Raw genomic sequence first — 15,015 nt, 5'->3', positions numbered from 1 at the left:
CGTGGCGAGCAGCGTTCCGAATCAGAGTCCTCCGGGCGGTGCCCGTGCGCACATGGTGGTGTGCGGCGACGACGCGCTCGCGCACCGGCTCGCCGTCGAACTGCGCAGTGTCTACGGCGAACAGATCACCCTCGTCGTCCCGCTCTCCGACGCCACCGCCCGCCCACCCGTCGTCGGCCGCGCGCGTGCCGCCTCGGCGGCGCTGCGCGACCGGGTCAACGCGGCGGTGGCCCGGGCGAACGGCACCGGCAACGGCAACGGCGCCCCCGCCGCCCCCGAACCCCCGCGCGGGGAGCGGGTGTTGGAGGTCGCCGAGCTGACCGAGGCGGTGTTCGCCGAGGCGGGCGTGGAGCGGGCGACCGCGCTGGCCCTCGTCTACGACGACGACGAGAGCAACATCCGCGCCGCCCTCACCGCCCGCCGCCTCAACCCCCGTATCCGGCTGGTGCTGCGCCTCTACAACCGGCGGCTCGGCCAGCACATCGAGGAACTCCTCGACCAGGCGGCCGCGTTGGCGACCGGTGACGAGGGCGGAGGCGGGGGCGGAAGCGGGAGTGGTACCGGGTTCGACGCCTCGACCACCGTTCTCTCCGACGCCGACACGGCCGCGCCCGCGCTGGCCGCCACCGCGCTCGCCGGTACCAGCAAGGTCGTCCAGACCGACGGGCTGCTGCTGCGCGCGGTGGAACGGCCGCCGCCGGGACCCGGTCAGGTCGCCGATCCTGGGCTGGCCACGCTGGCCCTGCTGTCGGCGACCAACAGCGACCCGGCCGGCGCGGACGGCTCCGAGGGCATGGGCGAACAGGGCCCGCGCCTGCTGCCCGACGCGGCGGCCGTCGCCTCGGCCACCGGGCGCGGGACCGTCGTCCTGGAGCAGGTCTCGTACGCCGGGCCGCAGTTGCCGGGCGGGCGGGGCGGCGGGGTCGTACCGGCGTTCTCGTCTCTCTTCTCCCGGCGGCTGCGCTGGTCGTTGGCGGGCATGGTGGCGTGTGTGGTCGCGCTCGCGATCTCGTTGTGGCTGGTGACCCGGATCCATCCGCTGACCGCCTTCTATCTGACCCTGCTCGATCTCTTCGCGATCGACGACCCCGCGATCGGGGCGCCGTTGGGCCGGCAGATTCTTCAACTCCTCTCCGGTCTCGTCGGGTTGCTGATGCTGCCCGTGCTGCTGGCCGCGGTCCTCGAAGCCCTCGGTACGTTCCGTACGGCGTCCGCCTTGCGCAAGCCGCCGCGTGGGCTCGGGGGTCATGTGGTGCTGCTCGGGCTCGGCAAGATCGGCACCCGGGTGCTGACCCGGCTGCGCGAACTCAACATCCCCGTGGTGTGCGTCGAGGCCGACCCCGAGGCCCGCGGCCTCGCGACCGCCCGCCGGCTGCGGGTCCCGGTGATCCTCGGTGACGTCACCCAGGAGGGCGTCCTGGAATCCGCCAAGGTCCACCGCGCCCACGCCCTCCTCGCGGTCACCAGCTCCGACACCACGAACCTCGAAGCGGTGCTGTACGCCCGCTCGGTGCGGCCGGATCTCCGGGTCGTACTCCGGCTCTACGACGACGACTTCGCGACCGCCGTGTACCGGACCCTGCGTGCCGCTCACCCGGGTGCCCTCACGCGGAGCCGGAGCGTGTCCCATCTGGCCGCGCCCGCGTTCGCCGGGGCGATGATGGGGCGGCAGATCCTGGGGGCGATCCCGGTCGAGCGGCGGGTGCTGCTGTTCGCGGCGATGACTGTGGGCGGGCATCCCCAGCTCGACGGGAAGACGATCGCCGAGGCGTTCCGGGCCGGGTCCTGGCGGGTGTTGGCACTGGACACGGCAACGCGGGACGCCTCCGAGGACGTACGGCGGTCGGGGTTGGTGTGGGACCTTCCCGACACGTATGTCCTGCGGAGCTCGGACAGGGTTGTGCTGGCTGCTACTCGGCGGGGGTTGGCGGAGTTGCTGGGGCGGCGGCCTCGGGATCGTGCAGGTGCTTGAACAGGTGCCCTTGGCCGAAGCGGGCGTTCCTGGGGGCTGCGCCCCCAGACCCCCCGCTTCGGCCCTGAAGGGGCCTCGTCCTCAAACGCCGGACGGGCTGATTGTGCGGGCCTGTGCCGAAAAATGACCGGCGTTGAAAGGTCCCCTCAGCAAGAGGTGACCGGTGTTCAGGAGCCCAAATGCCGCTCCGCGAAGTCCAGTTCCAGCCTCACCTGCTTGATCCGCTCGTCCACCACCAGCGAACCGTGCCCCGCGTCGTACCGGTACACCTCGTGGACGGCACCGCGCTGCTCCAGCCGCTTCACGTAGTTGTCGATCTGGCGGATCGGGCAGCGGGGGTCGTTGACGCCGGCCGAGATGTAGACCGGGGACGTGACCTTGTCGACGTAGGTCAGCGGGGAGGACGCGTCGAAGCGGTCGGGAACCTCTTCGGGCGTGCCGCCCAGCAGTGTGCGGTCCATGGCCTTCAGCGCTTCCATCTCGTCGTGGTACGCCGTGACGTAGTCGGCGACCGGGACCGCAGCGATGCCCAGGGTCCACGCGTCGGGCTGGGTGCCGATGCCGAGGAGGGTGAGGTAGCCGCCCCAGGAGCCGCCGGTGAGGATCAGTCGGGCGGGGTCGGCGAGCCCCGAGGTGATCGCCCACTCCCGCACCGCCGCGATGTCCTCCAGCTCGATGAGACCGACCCGGACCTTCAGCGCGTCCGTCCAGGCGCGCCCGTACCCGGTCGAGCCGCGGTAGTTGACCCGGACCACCGCGTAGCCGTGATCGACCCACGCCGCCGGGCCCGCCGAGAACGAGTCGCTGTCGTGCCAGGTCGGGCCGCCGTGGATGTCGAAGACCGTGGGGAGGGGGCCGGTCGCGCCCGCCGGCTTCTGGACCAGGGCGTGGATCCGGCCGCCGGGGCCCTCCACCCACACGTCCTCCACCGGGACCGAGCCGGGTGACTTCAGGCCGGGCGGGTCCAGGACGACGTCGCCCGTCGTCGAGCGCACGGCGGACGGCTCGGCGGCCGACGACCAGAGGTATTCGACGCTGCCGTCGGGGCGGGCCGTGGCACCGGAGACCGAACCGGGCGGGGTCGGCACCTTCAGCAACTCGCCCGAGGCCAGGTCGTAGCGGAAGACCTCGCTGCGGGCCTCGAAGCTGTGCGCGATGAGGAGGGCCGAGCCGTCCGGGTACCACTCGGCGCTCACGTCGCCGGGCAGGTCCAGGGACAGGTCCGTCTCGCCGCCCTTCACCACGTCCCACACCGACGGCTCCCAACGGCCGCGCCGCTGATGGCCGATGAGGAGCCGGGTGTCGCCCTCCACGGGGGCGAAGCCGAGCACCTCCAGGCCCAGTTCCTCGGTGCCGCCCTTGGTGTCGTCCAGGTCGGCGACCGCCGTGCCGTCCGGGCGCAGGACGCGCAGCGCCGAGTGCATCGCGTCGCCGTGCTCGGTGTGCTCGATCGCGATCAGCGAACCGTCGTGCGACAGGTCGCCGACGCCCGCCGACTCGCGGTGGCGGTAGATCAGCGTGGTCTCGTCACCGGTGCGGGCGAGGTGGATCGTCGTACCGTCCTCGTCCGTGGAGCGGCCCACGACCGCCGTGCGGCCGTCGCGCGCGAGGGCCAGTCCGGCCGGATAGGACGGTTCGAGGCCGGGGACGGCCGGTTCGTCGGGGCCGCCCTTGAAGGGCTGGCGGCGCCAGACGCCGAACTCGTCGCCGTCCTTGTCGTCGAACCACCAGATCCACTCCCCGTCCGGGGAGAGCACACCGTCCGTCGTGCCGTTCAGCCGGTCCGTGACCTGGCGTTGCTCGCCCGTCGCCCGGTCCCAGGCGTACAGCTCATACGTCCCTGTCGCGTTCGACACGAACAGGGAACGGTCGGGTGCGTCCTCCGCCCAGTCGGGCAGGGACACTCGGGGCGCCCTGAAGCGCTTCTCCCAGTCCGGTGTGTTCGCGGACCCGTTGCTCTCAGTCATGGCCCCATACTGCCCGCCCACACAGACATTGCACTGATCGGATCCTCAGCCTGTGGATAACTTCGACCAAGACCCGGCCGGACCATTGCCGACGCCGGGTGAACCTCCGGGCCGACCCCCTTGCCGAGAGCCCCGCGACAGCCCCGTACCGTGGAAGGCGTGTACCGGTTTCTGCTGACATCGCGCTGGTGGGGCATCAACGTCTTCGTACTGCTCGCCATCCCCTTCTGCGTCTTCATGGGGTCATGGCAGTTGAGCCGGTTCCAGGCGCGCGTGGACAGCAGCCACCAGGCCACCCGGCAGGTCGAGACCGACCGCACGGAAGCCGCGCGTCCACTGGCCGAACTGCTCCCGGTCGACCAGAACACCTCGGGCCGGCAGACCACCGCCACCGGCCGCTACGGCAAGCAACTCCTCGTCCCCGACCGCCAGTTGGACGGGAAGAACGGCTTCTACGTCCTGACCCTGCTGCGCACCGACGACGGCAAGGCGCTGCCCGTGGTCCGCGGGTGGCTGCCCGGCACGCCCGACGCCACGAAGGCACCGGCCGCGCCCACCGGCGAGATCACCGTCACCGGCTCGCTCCAGGCGTCCGAGACCCCGGGCGACAACGGCGTCAGCGCCCAGGGCGGACTGCCCTCCGGCCAGACCGCCGCGATCAGCGCGGCCTCGCTGGTGAACCTGGTCCCGTACCACCTGTACGACGCGTGGATCACGCTCGACAAGGGCGATTCCGGGATGCGGACCGTACCGGCGACCGCGCCCGCGAACACCGGCCTCGACCTGAAGGCGTTCCAGAACCTCGGCTACACCGGTGAGTGGTTCGTCTTCGCGGGCTTCGTCGTCTTCATGTGGTTCCGGCTGCTGCGCCGCGAGGTGGAGTTCGCGCGCGACGCGGAGCTGGGCCTGGTGCCCGAAGGGGACGCCGAAGACGCAGCGGACGCAGCGGACCCGGAGAAGAACGAACTACCGGCTCACGAACCCGCCAGCAGGTCCGTCCGGTAGATCGTGCCCGCGCACGCGTTGGACACCGTCGCGGTGGCCGTCGTCGAGCCGTTGTCCGTCGTGTGGGAGATCTGGACGCTGCCGTCGAGCGTGCCGTCCTCCAGCAGTTGGGTGGTCGAACCGGTGTCCCCGGTCGTGGACCCGCTGCTCGTGGTGGCGTCCTCGCTGGGCGACGGGCTGGCCGTCGAACCGCCGGTGGTGGTGCCGCCGGTGCTGCCACCGCTGGTGGGGCAGGTCTCGGAGGGCACCCAGGCGAACTTGACCTGGTAGGCGGAGCCCGGCAGCAGCACCAGCTGGGTGGCCGCCGTCGACGGGTCGGGCAGCCCGGCCGCCGCGTCCCCGGCGCTGTGCTGCATCACGTTGATCTTGTTCGCGTCCGCGGCACCCTGTACGGCGTAGCCCACGGCGCCGGGGCCGCCGACGGTACAGCTGGTGGCGGAGACGTTCGTGACGGTGAACGTGCCGTAGACCGCGCCCGCCGCGTCGGGGGCGTCCAGGGACGACGTGGCCGAACCGAGCTGTTCCCGCGAGCAGATGGGCGCGGCCGTCCCGGTGCTGGCCGAGGGGTTCGCGCTCGCGGTGCCGCTGCCGGAGGGCTTGCCCGAGCCGTCGTTCTTGGGGCCGCCCGGGTTCTGCGAGGCCTGCCCCGACGATCCTCCGGACGTGCTGGAGCCGCCGTCCGGGCCCTTGCCCTGACTGGTGCCGCCCTGTGCCTGTGAGCTGTTGCCCGCCATGGACGGGTCGACGGAACCGGTCGAGTTCGAGACGTGCACGAGGGCCGGGATGGCGGTGCCGAAGAAGAGCGCGGCGGCGGCCACGCCGACGAGGGCCTGGCGCTTGCGGGCCCGGCGGGCCGGTACCGCCTTGCGCAGGTGGTCCAGCGTGCCGTCCCGCGGCTCGACCTCCTGGACCGCCTGGTGGAGCAGCCGGCGCAGGACCAGTTCGTCCGCCTCGAACCCTTCGGTGTTGTCCCCGCCGATGCCGGCCATGGCCATGGCCGGTGCGGGATCGGGGCTGCGCCCCTCGGGGTTCGGGTTCTCCGGGCTCTCGGGGTGCTCAGAATTCCCGTCGAGGCTCGGCCCGTTGGGGCTCTGTTCGTCGGGGCCGTGGTTCACAGTTCCGTTCCCAGCGTGCGATTCGTTCGGTTCTTCCTTGCGCGCCCAGGTCGGACCGCGCCGGATTTCCGGCTCGCGCCGTTCACGCGAACCGTTTCCCTCTGCGTTGTCGCTCATGCCGTCGCCTCCATCGCGACCCGGAGGGCGGCGATCCCGCGTGAGCCGTACGCCTTCACCGAGCCCAGCGATATGCCGAGCGACTCGGCGACCTGCGCCTCGGTCATGTCCGCGAAGTAACGCAGGACCAGGACCTCGCGCTGGCGGCGCTGCAGACCCTTCATCGCCTTGATGAGGGAGTCGCGCTCCAGCAGGTCGTAGGCACCCTCCTCCGCGCTGGCCATGTCCGGCATCGGCTTCGAGAGGAGCTTGAGGCCGAGGATGCGGCGGCGCAAGGCGGAGCGGGAGAGGTTGACGACGGTCTGGCGCAAATACGCCAGGGTCTTCTCGGGGTCACGAACGCGTTTGCGCGCCGAATGGACCCGGATGAACGCCTCCTGGACGACGTCCTCGCAGGACGCGGTGTCGTCGAGGAGGAGTGCGGCCAGGCCGAGCAGCGAGCGGTAGTGCGCCCGATAGGTCTCGGTGAGATGGTCGACGGTCGTTCCGGCCGCGACGGTGTCGTCGACGCCGTCGCGCTGGTTCGGGATGCGGGCGGGCCGCGCTGCGGGCATCGGCGCGATCACCGGCATGCCGCCGGGCGCACGGGATCCACGCGGTGGCCGGAGGGCCGTACCGCGTGCCGCAGTGAAGTCGAGTACCTGAGCCACGCCAGTTGGACGCGCTTCCCCCCTTGGGGGTTGTACGCGTCGGCCGTCACATTTACGTCAGACGAAACAATCGGTCCACCCACCGGTCCGCCGTCACCACCCGCCCGTCTGGTGTCAGGCAGCACAACCGACAGTGCGTCGAACACCCTCATGCCTACCCGCTCTTCCCCTGTGTCACGAATGGCCGGGGCGTCCCCACGCCCCTCACCGCATCCCCGCACCCCCTGAAGGGCGTTCGCAAAGACGCTCCCCGCTCGCCGCGCGGTTGCGGAGAGCGGGGAGTGAAATCTTCGGATGCGAAGGTGGCCGGATTCAAGTGGTCCCAACCATTAATCCGACCACATCGCGCACAGTGATCCTACAAACCCCTGCGCCACTGGCCAGCGGATTTACGGACGGGCAGGGCCTCGGGACGGGAGGGTCAGGCCAGCTCGCGCGCCACCAGCTCGGCGATCTGTGCCGTATTGAGGGCGGCTCCCTTGCGCAAATTGTCCCCGCAGACGAACAGTTCGAGCGCCGTCGGATCGTCCAGCGCCCGCCTCAGCCGCCCCACCCAGGTCGGGTCGGTGCCCACCACGTCGGCCGGTGTCGGGAACTCCCCGGCGGCCGGATCGTCGAAGAGGACGACACCCGGGGCCGTGGCGAGGATCTCGCGCGCCCCGTCGACGGTGACCTCGCCCTGGAAGCGCGCGTGAACGGTGAGGGAATGCGTGGTGACCACCGGGACACGCACGCACGTCACGGCGACCGGCAGCGCGGGCAGCCCGAGGATCTTGCGGGACTCGTCCCGCACCTTCATCTCCTCCGAGGACCAGCCGTCCTCACGCAGGGACCCGGCCCACGGTACGACGTTCAGCGCGACCGGCTCCGGGAACGGCCCGGTGTTGTCCCCGACCGCCCGCCGTACGTCCCCGGGCTTGGTGCCCAGGTCCGTGCCGGCCACCAGGGCGAGCTGCTGGCGCAGGGTCTCGACCCCGGCCCGCCCCGCCCCGCTCACCGCCTGGTACGACGACACCACCAGCTCGCGCAGCCCGAACTCGGCGTGCAGCGCGCCCACGGCGACGATCATCGACAGGGTCGTGCAGTTCGGGTTGGCGATGATCCCGCGCGGTCGCCAGCGCACCTTGTGCGGGTTGACCTCGGGGACCACCAGGGGCACCTCGGGGTCCATCCGGAAGGCGCCCGAGTTGTCGACGACCACCACGCCCTTGGCGGCGGCGATCGGCGCCCACTGGGCGGAGACCTCGTCGGGTACGTCGAACATCGCGACGTCGACCCCGTCGAAGGCCTCCTCCGTCAGGGCCACCACCTCGACCTGCTCCCCGCGCACGGCCAGCTTGCGGCCGGCCGAGCGCGGAGAGGCGATCAGGCGGATCTCGCCCCAGATGTCCGCATGCTGGGACAGGATCCCGAGCATGACCGTGCCGACGGCCCCGGTCGCTCCGACAACGGCGAGTGTCGGACGCACGGTCGCTCCGGTGCTGGCCATCAGCGGCCGGTGCCTCCGTAGACGACGGCCTCGTCGCTGTCGGAGTCCAGGCCGAACGCCGTGTGCACGGCACGGACGGCCTCGTTGACGTCGTCGGCGCGGGTGACCACCGAGATACGGATCTCGGAGGTCGAGATCAGCTCGATGTTGACGCCCGCGTCGGACAGGGCGGTGAAGAAGTCGGCGGTGACGCCGGGGTTCGTCTTCATGCCCGCGCCGACCAGCGAGATCTTGCCGATCTGGTCGTCGTAGCGCAGCGACTCGAAGCCGATGCCGCCCTTGTTCCGCTCCAGGGCGTCGATGGCCTTGCGGCCCTCCGCCTTGGGGAGCGTGAAGGAGATGTCCGTGAGACCCGTCGAGGCCGCCGACACGTTCTGCACGATCATGTCGATGTTGACCTGGGCGTCGGAGATCGTCCGGAAGATCACCGCGGCCTCGCCCGGCTTGTCGGGCACGCCGACGACCGTGATCTTGGCCTCGGAGGTGTCGTGCGCGACACCGGAGATGATGGCCTGCTCCACCTGCTGGGCTCCTTGCTTCGGCTCACTGCTGACCCAGGTGCCCTGAAGTCCGCTGAAGCTGGACCGCACATGGATCGGGATGTTGTATCGGCGGGCGTACTCCACACAGCGGTGGAGCAGCACCTTGGAGCCGGAGGCGGCGAGCTCCAGCATGTCCTCGAAGGAGATCCAGTCGATCTTCTTCGCCTTCGCGACCACCCGCGGGTCGGCGGTGAACACCCCGTCGACGTCCGTGTAGATCTCGCAGACCTCGGCGTCGAGGGCGGCGGCCAGCGCGACGGCGGTGGTGTCGCTGCCACCGCGCCCGAGCGTGGTGATGTCCTTCTTGTCCTGGCTCACACCCTGGAACCCGGCGACGATGGCGATGTTGCCCTCGTCCAACGCCGTACGGATCCGACCGGGCGTGACGTCGATGATCCGCGCTTTGTTGTGGACCGAGTCGGTGATGACGCCTGCCTGGCTGCCCGTGAACGACTGGGCCTCGTGGCCCAGGTTTTTGATCGCCATGGCCAGCAGCGCCATGGAGATCCGCTCTCCGGCGGTCAGCAGCATGTCGAACTCACGCCCGGCGGGCATCGGAGATACCTGCTCGGCGAGATCGATCAGCTCGTCCGTCGTGTCGCCCATCGCGGAAACGACGACGACCACTTGGTGGCCGTTCTTCTTCGCTTCGACGATTCGCTTGGCGACACGCTTGATGCCCTCGGCATCGGCTACGGAGGAGCCTCCGTACTTCTGCACGACAAGGCCCACGTGCGCTCCTCGCTCAGTCCTGGTGTGTCGGCTCAGTTTAACGAGCACCCGAAATTCGCTTCCGTGGTATCGCATCGTGAGATTCGGAAGCTTCGGACGCCCAGGTCAGCGCATGCCCATTTGAGGGGTGCGGGAAAAGTGCCGAGTGTCACAAGTGACGGCCGTTCATTAAGTTTCAAGCACTAAGGTGCGCCGTGTGCGCGTACTTCTGGTGGAAGACGATGAACCGGTGGCCGAGTCACTACGACGCGGACTGCTGCGCTACGGCTTCGCGGTCGACTGGGTCACCACGGGCGGCGCGGCGCTGAGCCACCGGGACCCCTACGACGTCGTCCTGCTCGACCTCGGCCTTCCCGACACCGACGGCCTCGACGTGTGCAAGGCGCTGCGCGCCCGCGGCGACGTGCCGATCATCGTGATCAGCGCGCGCAGCGACGAGACGGACCGGGTGGTCGGCCTGGAGCTGGGCGCGGACGACTACGTCTCGAAACCCTTCGGGGTCCGGGAGGTCATCGCCCGCATAAGGGCGGTGATGCGCCGCGCCCAGCCCCGGTCGGTCGCGGAGGCCGCCGGCCCCGACGCCTACGGCAGCCGCCTCACCGTCGACCGCAGGGCCGCCCGGGTCCGCCTCGACGGCGAGGAGGTGCCGCTGGCTCCCAAGGAGTACGACCTGCTGTCGTTCCTCACCGAGGAGCCCGGGGCGCTGATGTCGCGCGAGCAGATCATGGAAGCGGTCTGGGACGCGAACTGGTTCGGCCCGACGAAGACGCTGGACGTCCATGTGGCCGCGCTGCGGCGGAAGTTGGCGGGCGCGATCACGATCGAGGCGGTACGGGGGGTCGGTTTCCGCCTGGAGATCACCTCCTCCGGAGACGGATCGCCCGCCTCATGATCCGGCAGCTGATCGTCAGCTACGTCCTGCTCGTGGCCGTGGCGCTGACGGCGTTCACCGTGCCCGTCGCCTTCACGCTGACCGCCCAACTCCGGGGCGACACCGAGCAGTCGGTACGGCGCGAGGCGAGGACAATGGCGTTGCTGCTGAGCGGCGACGCCGCCTCGCGTGCCGCGCTGGACCGCATGGTGGTGGCGTACGCGCAGGAGACCCCCGGCACGGCCGAGGTACTGCCCGCCGCACAGGCGAAGACCGCGACGCACTGGGGCGACGGGGAGTTGGAGGTGACGGCACCGGCGAAGCGCGACGGCCGGACGATCGGCGCCGTACGCATCACGTACCCGACCTCCGACCTGACCCGGCGCCTGGTGCAGATCTGGGGCTTCCGCGCGATCCTCGCCCTCGCCGTCCTGGCGGTGGCGGCCGGACTGGGCGCGCTGGTGGCCCGTCGCCTGACCCGCCCCCTGCGCCAACTCAACGACATGGCAAGCAGGTTCAGCGACGGCGACCTGACGGCCCGCACCCCGGTGACGGGCCCGCACGAGACGCAGACGCTCGCTCGCACCCTGAACCAGGCGGGCGAACGCCTGGACACCCTGATCGCCTCGCAGCGCATCTTCGTGGCCGACGCCTCGCATCAACTCCGCACCCCGCTCACGGCGTTGCGACTCTCGCTCGACAACATCGCGGACGGCGTGGACGACGAGTTCGTGCGCGAGGACGTGGAACAGGCGACGGCCGAGGTGGTCCGGATGAGCCGCCTCGTCAACGGCCTGCTGGTGCTGGCGCGGGCCGAGGCGAAGGTGACGGCGGCGGAACCGCTGCCGCTACGGGAGATCGTGGCCGAACGTCTCTCGGTGTGGAGACCGGCCGCCGACGAGCGCGGGGTCGAGATCGCGCTCAGGGGGAGTGTTGTCGACGGCCGGCCGCTTGTGCTGGCCAGTCCCGGTCATCTCGAACAGGTCCTGGACAACGTGCTTTCCAACGCCCTGGAGGTGTCGCCGGACGGCGCGACGATCACCGTACGGGCCCAATCACAGGGCGACGAGGTCGAGTTGACGGTGGCGGACGAGGGCCCCGGCATGTCCGACGCGGACAAGTCCCGCGCCTTCGACCGCTTCTGGCGCGGCCAGGGCCTCACCGGGCGCACCGGTTCGGGCCTGGGCCTGGCCGTCGTACGCCAGTTGGTGACGGACGACGGCGGCACGGTGACCCTGCGGGACGCGCCGGAAACCGGACTTGCCGTCGTCATCACCCTTCGGGCATCGCCGAGGAGTGGTGGTTGACGATCAGCCACGTGCCGCCGCGCTTCTCGTACTCGTAGGTGTAACGGGCCTCGACGAGCCGCTTCGCGCCGGTGTCCGGGTCGGTGAGCGTGAACTCGTAGATCCCGGTGTCTATCGCGGAGTTGCTGTCGAGCACGTTCACGATCGTCTCGATCTTCTTCCCGACCGGCTTGTTCGGCAGGAAGTGCTCGAAGTAGTCGATGATCTCGGCACGGTCGGTGCGGATCTTGTTGGACACGGTCGGCAGCAGCACGGCGTCCGGCGCGTACCGGTTCGCGACCTTCTTGGGGTCACCGGTCTTGAGCGCGGCGTTCCAGCCGTCGAAGAGGGCGGCGATCTGCTTCTTGCTGGGCTTGGCGTCCTTCTGCGGCCCGGCGGTCGCGGCGACGGTGCCGAGGGTGCCGAGGGCCAGGACGGTGGTGACAGTGACGACGGCTGCACGCTTGCTGATGGACCGACTCATGGACCGGCGGGTCATCTCAACTCCAGTTGTACTGGTGCCTTTTGGGATGACTCAAGCCTCGCGTCCGGCCGTTTAGCGCCCGTGCAACGGACGTACAGGACTGGGCCAGGACCGGCCCAATTAACGCGCTGCGTCCGCCCGATCACGGTCCCGCACCAGGCTGACCCCGGCACCCAGCGACACGACGCCCATCCCCACTGCGGTCATCACGCCCTGCGTTCCGTCGACCACGAAGGGTGCGACTGCGGCGACGGCGAGGTTGAAGAGGAAGAGGAACCAGAGGACGGGCCGGGAGGAGAGGAGGTTCTTCATGACGGTCACCTTCGGGATCCGGGCCGGTGGCTCTTTCACCGGCTGACGTGTTCAACGATCCCGTTTCCGCAGGTCCACGACGAGGGAGCGCGGTCCCGAAGTGAGGGTGTAGCGGGCTACACCCCGGCCCCTGAATGATGTTGGTCCATGACGACCGACATACTGCTCGGCGCGATAGTCCTGCTGGGCTCCTCCGTCCAGTGGCTCACCGGCATGGGCTTCGCCCTGGTAGCCGTACCGGCCCTGGTCCTCCTGCTCGGCCCGGCACAGGGGGTCGTCCTCGCGAACTGCGCCGCCGGCGCGATCAGCGTCGTGGGCCTGGCGGGCGGCTGGCGTCAGGTCCGGGCGCGCGCGATGGTCCCGCTGTGCGCGGCGGCGGTGTGCACGGTGCCGGCGGGGGCGTGGATGACCCGCCAACTCCCGCCGCCGGTTCTCCTGTTGGTGATGGGCGGCCTGGTGACGGTGGCTGTCCTGCTGGTGATGCGCGGCGCCCGCGTCCCCGCCCTTCGGGGCACTCGCGGTGCCGTCGCGGCGGGCGCGGCGGGCGGCTTCATGAACGCGGCGGCGGGGGTGGGCGGCCCGCCGATCTCCCTCTACGCGGTCAACGCGGGTTGGACGGTACGGGAGTTCGTGCCCAACGCGCAGTTCTACGGCGTCGTCGTCAACGCGTTCTCGGTGGCGGCGAACGGGGTGCCGTCGTTGAGTGGGGCGCGGTGGGTGGCGGTCGGCGCGGCGATGGTCGTGGGCGGGGTGATCGGGCGGGGGTTGGCGGGGCGGATACCTGAACCGCGGGCCAGGTGGCTGGTGTTGTCGCTGGCGTTGGCGGGCGGGGTGACGGCGGTGGGGAAGGGGGTGTGGGGGTTGTGATCAGTCGGCGAACTCCTTGAGGGGGTCGGTGTCGAGGGTGATGTTCACCGGGTCGGGAAGCTTCACCGCGGCCCCAAAGGGCAACTTCTCTTCATGCCGGTAGCGGCCGTCCTCCGGCTGGTTGAACACGACGACCGAGCAGTCGTCACGGTCGATGAGGAGGTAGACGGGGATGCCTGCGGCGGCGTAGCCGTCGGGCTTCTCGACTCGGTCGCGCTGGTTGGTGTCGGAGTCGTGCGACGTAACCTCTACGGCCATCAGGACTCCCTCAGCCTCGGACCACTCGCCCTGTCCCTTGAGGCCGCCCTTGGGCAACAGGATCGCGTCCGCACGAGCGCGTCCCTTGCGATAGGCCTCGGTCTTGAGACCTCGCTCCGGATAGAGCCGCAGATCGGGACGCAGTTGCATGCACCGCTCCAGAAGCCACATGTAGATCTCCGTGTGGTTGCCATCCGGCACGGGCTTTACCTGCACCTTCCCCTTGATGAACTCCAGCCACACGGTCTCCGGGGCGTGGCGTTCCAGTTGCTCGAACTCCTCGACGGACATCTCTGGCTGCTGCTCGGTCCTGGGGGTCATGGCGTCGCCTCCTCGACTCCATAGTGCCCCGACCGGCACGTCCTGCACGCTCATACGCCGCCCCCCTCTCCTCCGTGCCGCTTCCCGACCGTCACGGCTTCCACCGCCTCGGCGGGAGGCCGTTCGCGATGCGGTCGCGGTTGTCGCGGTAGTGGTAGTGGACTCGGTCCTCGATCGGCACGGGACGGAACGTGTCGGGCACGGGCCCGCCCGTACGGCGTTCCAGCTTCTGCTTCAGGAAGCGGGCCGTCGTGGTTCCCAGGTAGGCGATCTCCTCGAACCCCTTCTTGATCTCCTCCTCGCTCAGATCCGGCTCCGCGCGGCATTCCTCGCAGATGCCGTTGATGATCTTCGCTGTCCGCTCGTCGGCGTCGCAGGTGGCGCAGGCCATGAGCACGCGGGTCACCCGGGCGCGGAGGGGGCGGGTCTCGGCGGCGTCGTTCTTCTTCGGGGGCATCTTCGACTCCAGTCGGTTGCGGGCCAGTCCGCCCGGGTTCGTGACGTTGGGTGGCAGTCCGTCGGTCAGTGCGCGGGCCATGCCTGCCGGGGTGGCGCCTCGTGCCAGCCACTCGGCGGCGAGGGGTTCGAGGGCTCGGCATTCGGCTTCGGACAGGCTCATACGGGGGTCGGCGGAACGGAGTTGAGTGAGGGCGCGGTACGCGGCGCTGGGCTCGGGCGGCGTCGGGTCCGTCTCCGCCGTTCCGTCGCTATCGCCATCGCGCTCGCTCTCCGGCGCAGGGGTCGGGTCTTCCGCCCTCGCCAGGCCCGGCTGGTGGTCATGCGTGACGTCCCTGCCGTGGCGCTCACGCGCGAACTCGGCCCACCACTGCGCCGACCTGGGCGTACGCGACCAGTACGTCCGCGTCACCCACCGCATCGAGTTGTCCTCGACGGTGATGTGTTCCTTGATCCAGCGCAGGTGGCCGGCCTCAGTGAAGTTCCCCCCGCGAACTGGACAGCGGGTGTTTACGCTGCCGGGACGAAGCTCTGCCTGAGCAAGGATCTCGTTTCGAGCGGGGTGACGTAC

At 70.2% G+C, this 15,015-nt stretch carries 14 protein-coding genes; 5 read left to right on the top strand and 9 right to left on the bottom strand.

All coding sequences use genetic code 11. The annotated features are described in order from the left end of the window. The first annotated feature begins 52 nt into the window (after nucleotides 1–52). On the top strand, nucleotides 53–1,972 hold the full coding sequence (locus ACIRRY_RS50700; RefSeq protein ID WP_403987600.1) for an NAD-binding protein: 1,920 nt from the start codon (nucleotides 53–55) through the stop codon (nucleotides 1,970–1,972). 167 nt (nucleotides 1,973–2,139) lie between these two features. Here the strand turns inward: ACIRRY_RS50700 and ACIRRY_RS50695 are convergent, their stop codons facing one another. Continuing rightward, nucleotides 2,140–3,939 carry a prolyl oligopeptidase family serine peptidase gene (locus tag ACIRRY_RS50695; RefSeq protein WP_403987597.1) on the bottom strand — a complete coding sequence of 600 codons (1,800 nt, stop codon included), beginning with the start codon at nucleotides 3,937–3,939 and terminating at the stop codon, nucleotides 2,140–2,142. Nucleotides 3,940–4,098: 159 nt separating this feature from the next. Between ACIRRY_RS50695 and ACIRRY_RS50690 the strand changes: the two genes are divergently transcribed. Then, a complete protein-coding gene (locus ACIRRY_RS50690; protein ID WP_403987594.1) occupies nucleotides 4,099–4,944 on the top strand; it encodes an SURF1 family protein in 846 nt (281 codons plus the stop codon). On the opposite strand, the gene ACIRRY_RS50685 is transcribed toward ACIRRY_RS50690, so the two are convergent. The 4 genes from ACIRRY_RS50685 to ACIRRY_RS50670 all read right to left on the bottom strand — a co-directional run bounded on the left by ACIRRY_RS50685 (nucleotide 4,914) and on the right by ACIRRY_RS50670 (nucleotide 9,589). Continuing rightward, nucleotides 4,914–6,176, bottom strand: a complete 1,263-nt coding sequence (locus ACIRRY_RS50685) for a hypothetical protein (RefSeq protein ID WP_403987591.1) — start codon at nucleotides 6,174–6,176, stop codon at nucleotides 4,914–4,916. The genes ACIRRY_RS50690 and ACIRRY_RS50685 overlap by 31 nt on opposite strands. Further along, nucleotides 6,173–6,748, bottom strand: a complete 576-nt coding sequence (locus ACIRRY_RS50680) for a SigE family RNA polymerase sigma factor (RefSeq protein WP_403987588.1) — start codon at nucleotides 6,746–6,748, stop codon at nucleotides 6,173–6,175. The genes ACIRRY_RS50685 and ACIRRY_RS50680 overlap by 4 nt, the downstream gene beginning before the upstream one ends. 499 nt (nucleotides 6,749–7,247) lie before the next feature. Then, complete coding sequence (locus tag ACIRRY_RS50675; protein ID WP_403987585.1) at nucleotides 7,248–8,315, bottom strand: aspartate-semialdehyde dehydrogenase; 1,068 nt, start codon at nucleotides 8,313–8,315, stop codon at nucleotides 7,248–7,250. Next, nucleotides 8,315–9,589 carry an aspartate kinase gene (locus tag ACIRRY_RS50670; protein WP_403987581.1) on the bottom strand — a complete coding sequence of 425 codons (1,275 nt, stop codon included), beginning with the start codon at nucleotides 9,587–9,589 and terminating at the stop codon, nucleotides 8,315–8,317. Before ACIRRY_RS50670 ends, ACIRRY_RS50675 begins: the two co-directional genes overlap by 1 nt. A gap of 196 nt (nucleotides 9,590–9,785) precedes the next feature. Here ACIRRY_RS50670 and ACIRRY_RS50665 point away from each other — a divergent pair, with 196 nt between their 5' ends. Together ACIRRY_RS50665 and ACIRRY_RS50660 are read left to right on the top strand one after the other, a co-directional pair. Continuing rightward, the gene (locus tag ACIRRY_RS50665; RefSeq protein WP_403987578.1) at nucleotides 9,786–10,481 is read left to right on the top strand and encodes a response regulator transcription factor; all 696 of its coding nucleotides are present in this window, start codon (nucleotides 9,786–9,788) and stop codon (nucleotides 10,479–10,481) included. After that, complete coding sequence (locus tag ACIRRY_RS50660) at nucleotides 10,478–11,767, top strand: ATP-binding protein (RefSeq protein ID WP_403987575.1); 1,290 nt, start codon at nucleotides 10,478–10,480, stop codon at nucleotides 11,765–11,767. The genes ACIRRY_RS50665 and ACIRRY_RS50660 overlap by 4 nt, the downstream gene beginning before the upstream one ends. Here the strand turns inward: ACIRRY_RS50660 and ACIRRY_RS50655 are convergent. Further along, on the bottom strand, nucleotides 11,733–12,245 hold the full coding sequence (locus tag ACIRRY_RS50655; protein ID WP_403987572.1) for an SgcJ/EcaC family oxidoreductase: 513 nt from the start codon (nucleotides 12,243–12,245) through the stop codon (nucleotides 11,733–11,735). The genes ACIRRY_RS50660 and ACIRRY_RS50655 overlap by 35 nt on opposite strands. 105 nt (nucleotides 12,246–12,350) lie before the next feature. After that, complete coding sequence (locus ACIRRY_RS50650; RefSeq protein ID WP_403987569.1) at nucleotides 12,351–12,542, bottom strand: hypothetical protein; 192 nt, start codon at nucleotides 12,540–12,542, stop codon at nucleotides 12,351–12,353. A gap of 147 nt (nucleotides 12,543–12,689) precedes the next feature. Between ACIRRY_RS50650 and ACIRRY_RS50645 the strand changes: the two genes are divergently transcribed. Continuing rightward, nucleotides 12,690–13,409: a TSUP family transporter gene (locus ACIRRY_RS50645; protein WP_403987566.1), complete on the top strand. Its 720-nt coding sequence runs from the start codon at nucleotides 12,690–12,692 to the stop codon at nucleotides 13,407–13,409. Here the strand turns inward: ACIRRY_RS50645 and ACIRRY_RS50640 are convergent, their stop codons facing one another. Together ACIRRY_RS50640 and ACIRRY_RS50635 are read right to left on the bottom strand one after the other, a co-directional pair. Beyond that, on the bottom strand, nucleotides 13,410–13,988 hold the full coding sequence (locus ACIRRY_RS50640; protein WP_403987563.1) for a Uma2 family endonuclease: 579 nt from the start codon (nucleotides 13,986–13,988) through the stop codon (nucleotides 13,410–13,412). Between the two features lie 91 nt (nucleotides 13,989–14,079). Continuing rightward, a complete protein-coding gene (locus tag ACIRRY_RS50635; protein ID WP_403987560.1) occupies nucleotides 14,080–14,865 on the bottom strand; it encodes a hypothetical protein in 786 nt (261 codons plus the stop codon). Nucleotides 14,866–15,015: the final 150 nt, after the last annotated feature.

The organism is Streptomyces sp. NPDC101776, from assembly GCF_044766845.1.
Taxonomy (GTDB): domain Bacteria; phylum Actinomycetota; class Actinomycetes; order Streptomycetales; family Streptomycetaceae; genus Streptomyces.
This window is presented reverse-complemented; position numbering and strand designations above follow the sequence as displayed.

Bases quoted from the DNA above. Each gene is read 5' to 3' on its own strand.
- ACIRRY_RS50695 (WP_403987597.1), bottom strand. From the start codon at position 3,939: ATGACTGAGAGCAACGGGTCCGCGAACACACCGGACTGGGAGAAGCGC.
- ACIRRY_RS50700 (WP_403987600.1), top strand. From the start codon at position 53: ATGGTGGTGTGCGGCGACGACGCGCTCGCGCACCGGCTCGCCGTCGAA.
- ACIRRY_RS50675 (WP_403987585.1), bottom strand. From the start codon at position 8,315: ATGGCCAGCACCGGAGCGACCGTGCGTCCGACACTCGCCGTTGTCGGA.
- ACIRRY_RS50650 (WP_403987569.1), bottom strand. From the start codon at position 12,542: ATGAAGAACCTCCTCTCCTCCCGGCCCGTCCTCTGGTTCCTCTTCCTC.
- ACIRRY_RS50645 (WP_403987566.1), top strand. From the start codon at position 12,690: ATGACGACCGACATACTGCTCGGCGCGATAGTCCTGCTGGGCTCCTCC.
- ACIRRY_RS50640 (WP_403987563.1), bottom strand. From the start codon at position 13,988: ATGACCCCCAGGACCGAGCAGCAGCCAGAGATGTCCGTCGAGGAGTTC.
- ACIRRY_RS50685 (WP_403987591.1), bottom strand. From the start codon at position 6,176: ATGAGCGACAACGCAGAGGGAAACGGTTCGCGTGAACGGCGCGAGCCG.
- ACIRRY_RS50660 (WP_403987575.1), top strand. From the start codon at position 10,478: ATGATCCGGCAGCTGATCGTCAGCTACGTCCTGCTCGTGGCCGTGGCG.
- ACIRRY_RS50680 (WP_403987588.1), bottom strand. From the start codon at position 6,748: ATGCCGGTGATCGCGCCGATGCCCGCAGCGCGGCCCGCCCGCATCCCG.
- ACIRRY_RS50635 (WP_403987560.1), bottom strand. From the start codon at position 14,865: ATGCGGTGGGTGACGCGGACGTACTGGTCGCGTACGCCCAGGTCGGCG.
- ACIRRY_RS50655 (WP_403987572.1), bottom strand. From the start codon at position 12,245: ATGACCCGCCGGTCCATGAGTCGGTCCATCAGCAAGCGTGCAGCCGTC.